At 68.1% G+C, this 4,597-nt stretch carries 2 protein-coding genes; both read right to left on the bottom strand.

The window, feature by feature from the left end; all coding sequences use genetic code 11:
* The coding region (locus tag ACWD35_RS44880; protein WP_451357083.1) for a non-ribosomal peptide synthetase at positions 1-3,581 on the bottom strand (3,581 nt) is incomplete at its 3' end.
* On the bottom strand, positions 3,581-4,597 hold a 1,017-nt coding region (locus ACWD35_RS44885; RefSeq protein WP_451357084.1), incomplete at its 5' end, for an AMP-binding protein. The genes ACWD35_RS44885 and ACWD35_RS44880, both read right to left, overlap by 1 nt.

The raw sequence follows: 4,597 nt of genomic DNA on the forward strand, positions 1-4,597 counted from the left end.
AGCTGGGCATGCCGCCACACGACCTGCACCGGCTCGCGCAGGCCCTCCCACACGATGGCGGTGCGCAGAATGTCGTGCCGGTCCACGACCCGCTGGAGCGCACCAGCGAAGGCGTCGAGCCGATCGCGGGTGTCGAACTCCAGCACCGTCGGCAGGACATAGGTGTCCTCGCCACCGTCGGCGAGGAGGTGGTGGAAGAGCATGCCCTCCTGCAACGGGGCCAGCGGGTAGACGTCGGCGACATTCGCCGCGCCACCCTCGACCGTGGCGACGATCCGCTCGACCTCGTCAGCCGTCAGGTCGACCAGCGGCAGCATGTCGGGCGTGATCGCCCGCGCACCCTCCGGAATCGCATTCGCCGGGACGACGACGCTCTCCACCCCGGACGCGGCCGCAAGCCCCGCCACCGTGGGAGTCTGGAACAGCGCCCGCACCGACACCGTGACCCCGTGGGTGCGCAGGACCTCCACCAACCGGATCACCAGCAGCGAATGACCACCCAAAGCGAAGAAGTCGTCATCGACACCGACACTGTCCACGCCGAGGACCTCGGCGAACGCCGCGCACAGCAATTCCTCGCGAACCGTCGAAGGCCCACGTCCGGTACCGGTCGTGTACTCCGGTGCGGGCAGCGCCCTGCGGTCCAGCTTCCCGTTCACCGTCAACGGCAGCTCGTCCAGCACCACCACCGCGGCCGGAACCATATAGCCGGGCAGACGCTCGGACGCGAACCGCCGCGCCGCTTCCCGGACACCACCCTCCACCGACCCGTCCACACCCTCAGCAGCCACCACATACGCCACCAGACGCTCGTCACCCGGCATGTCCTCACGCACCACCACCGACACCTGAGCCACCTGCGGACAGGCAGCCACCACAGCCTCGACCTCACCCGTCTCGATCCGGAAACCCCGCACCTTGACCTGGTCATCCGCCCGACCCACAAACTCAAGCTCCCCACCCGCGGACCACCGCACCACATCACCCGTGCGATACATCCGCTCACCCGGCCCGCCATAAGGACTGGCCACGAACCGCTGCGCACTCAGCCCAGCACGCCCCAGATACCCACGCGCCAGACCCCCACCCGCCACATACAACTCACCAGGCACCCCAACCGGAACCGGCTTCAACCACCCATCCAGCACATACAACTGCAGATCAGGAATCCCCCGCCCGATCACACTCGGCGCACCCTCCACAGCCGCCGCCACACCCAACGGCGCATACGTCACATGCACTGTCGTCTCAGTGATCCCATACATATTGACCAACCGCGGCCCACCCTGCGGATGCCGGCCATACCACTCCCGCAACCGCGCCGGATCCAAAGCCTCACCACCGAACACCACCGTGCGCAGCACAAGCTCCCGCCCCAGCTCCGGCTCCAGCGCCTCAGCCTGCATCAGCTGATAGAACGCCGACGGAGTCTGACTGAGCACCGTCACCCGCTCATCCACCAACAACCGCAGGAAATCCCCCGGAGAACGCGACACCCCGAACGGAACCACCACCACACGCCCGCCATACAACAACGCCCCCCACAACTCCCACACCGAGAAGTCGAACGCGAACGAGTGGAACCACGTCCACACATCACCCGCCCCGAACCCGAACCACCCCTCCGTCGCCGCGAACAACCGCGCCACATTCGCATGCGTCACCACCACACCCTTGGGCCGACCCGTCGACCCCGACGTGTAAATCACATACGCCACATGCGCCGCCAACAACACCCCGCCCCGCTCCACATCCGACAACGGCGAGTCGCCCAGAACCCCCAACTCAGCAACCACAGAAGGCTCGTCAAGGACCACCTGGACAGCGCCTTCCGGCAGCACACCCAGCAAGCCCCGAGAGGTCACCACACACAGCGCACCTGCGTCCGCGAGCATGAACTCCACCCGCTCGGCGGGATAGGCCGGATCGATCGGCAGATACGCACCCCCCGCCTTCAACACCGCCAGCAGCGCCACCACCACATCGACACCGCGCTGCAGGCACACACCCACCACGGACTCCGGCCCGACACCCTGCCCGACCAGCAGCCGCGCCAACCGGTTCGCCCGCGCATCCAACTCGGCATACGACACCTCGACACCGTCCGCGACAACCGCCACCGCATCCGGGGCATCCGCCACCCGAGCCTCGAACAACTGCGGAATCGTCCCCACCGGCACCCCAATGGCCGTGCCATTCCACTCCACCAACACCCGACGCCGCTCGGCCTCACCCAGCACCTCCACAGCACTCAGCCGCAGCCCGGGCTCCTCGACCACCGCGCCCACAACCCGGACCAGAGCCTCGACCAGATGCTCCACCGAACCCGCATCGAACAGATCCGCCGCCGCGATCACCGCACCACGCAATCCCCCGGGCGCACCATCCGGCCCGAACACCTCCCCGACCGTCAGCTCCAGATCGAACTTGGCCATCGACTCACCCGCGTAAAGCCTCCCGCCTTGTTGCGCGCCCGAGAGGTCCAGGGACGTCTCAGCGTTGTTCTGGAGGCTGAGCATCACCTGGAACAGCGGATGCCGGGCCAGCGAACGCGCAGGGGCCAGTTCCTCGACCAGACGCTCGAAGGGCACATCCTGATGCGCGAATGCGGAAATGCTCGCCTTGCGTACACGGGACAGGAGTTCGCGAAACGTCGGGTTCCCCGACAGGTCCGTGCGCAGCACCAGCGTGTTCACGAACAGCCCCACCATGTCGTCCAGAGCTTCGTCGGTGCGACCGGCGACCGGCGCGCCGATGGGGATATCAGCGCCGGCGCCCATGCGGGAAAGGAGCACCGCGAGGGCGGCCTGAAGCAGCATAAAGGTGGTGACGCCTTCGGCGCGAGCCACCTCCAGCAGACGGGCATGCGCCTCGGCCGGGATATCCAGTGGGACGGTGTGTCCGCAGTGGCTGGCGACTGCCGGGCGAGGCTTGTCGTAGGGCAGCGTCAGCTCCTCCGGCGCGCCTGCCAGCGTCTCGCGCCAGTAGCCGACCTGGCGGGATATCAGGCTTTCCGGGTCCTGATCGTCGCCCAGGAGTTCACGCTGCCACAGCGCGTAGTCCGCATACTGCACCGGCAACGGCTCCCACTGCGGAGCCCCGCCCTCACACCGTGCCTCGTACGCCACCGACACATCCCGCGCCAACGGCCCCATCGACCAGCCATCCGCGGCGATGTGATGCACTACGACCACCAGCACCTGCTCATCGGGAGCAGCACGGAACAGCCAGGCCCGGATGGGCACTTCCGCCGACAGGTCGAACGCGTAACCCGCCGCCTCCGCCACCGCACCGGCCAGGTCCGCCGGTCCGTCCGTGGTGGCGGGCAGGTCGACGACATGGAGCTCCCATGTGAGGTCCGCGAGGTCCAGCACCCGCTGGTACGGCTCACCGTCGGCCACCCCAAACACGGTGCGCAGCACTTCGTGTCGGCCGATCACATCGCGCAGCGCGGCATCCAGCGCTTCGCTGTCCACCTGGCCGGAAAGTCGCAAGGCCGTCGGAATGTTGTACGTGGGGCTGGGCCCCTCGAACTGGTCAATGAACCACAGGCGGCGCTGCGCGAACGACAACGGAAACATCAGGACTCCCCCTGGTTACGCATGGGCCGCAACGCCGGCCGAGATGACTTCTTCTTCCCAAGCTGTTGTGCGAGCCCCGCCACCGTCCGGGCATCGAAGAGCGCCCCGATGCTCAGCTCCACGCCGAGTGACACCCGGATGCGGCTGACCAGGCGCACGGCCAGCAGGGAGTGGCCGCCGAGGGCGAAGAAGTCGTCGTCGACTCCGACCTTCTCCAGCCCGAGGATCTGGGCAAACGCCTCGCACAGGGCCTCTTCCTCGGGGGTCGACGGGCCCCTGCTGGAACCCGCCGTAACGGTGTACTCCGGTGCGGGCAGCGCCTTGCGGTCGAGTTTGCCGTTGACCGTCAGCGGCAGCGTGTCCAGGACCACCACCGCTGCGGGAACCATGTGCGCGGGCAGCCGTCCAGCCACCACCGTGCGTACGGACTGCGCCAGTTCATTGCAGTCTGCGTTCTCGTCCGGCACCACGTAGGCCACCAGACGCTTGTCACCCGGGGTGTCCTCGCGGGCGACGACCGCGGCCTGAGCCACCCCGGCATGGACGGCCACCGCGGCCTGCACCTCGCCCAACTCGATACGGAATCCGCGGACCTTGACCTGCTCGTCCGCCCGGCCCACGAACACCAGCTGACCGTCGGCCTCCCAGCGGGCCATGTCACCGGTCCGGTACATCCGCGCCCCGTCCGCTGCGAACGGGCAGGCCACGAACCGCTCGGCGGTCAGTGCCGGGCGGCCATGGTAGCCACGCGTCAGCTGCGCGCCCGCCACATACAGCTCACCCACAACTCCCGGCGCCACCGGCGCCAGACTCCCGTCCAGCACGAACAGACGGGAGTTGGCCACGGGCGAACCGAACGGCACCGTCCCCTCGCGTTCCGGATCCACCACACCCGTCGCGCAAATCACGGTGGCCTCGGTTGGCCCATACGCGTGGATCAGCTTCCGTCCCCGGGCCCACGTGGCCGCCAGAGCCGGCTCGATCGCCTCCGAGCCCACAACCAGGGAACCCACACC

The sequence above is a fragment of the Streptomyces sp. NPDC002671 genome (assembly GCF_053592475.1).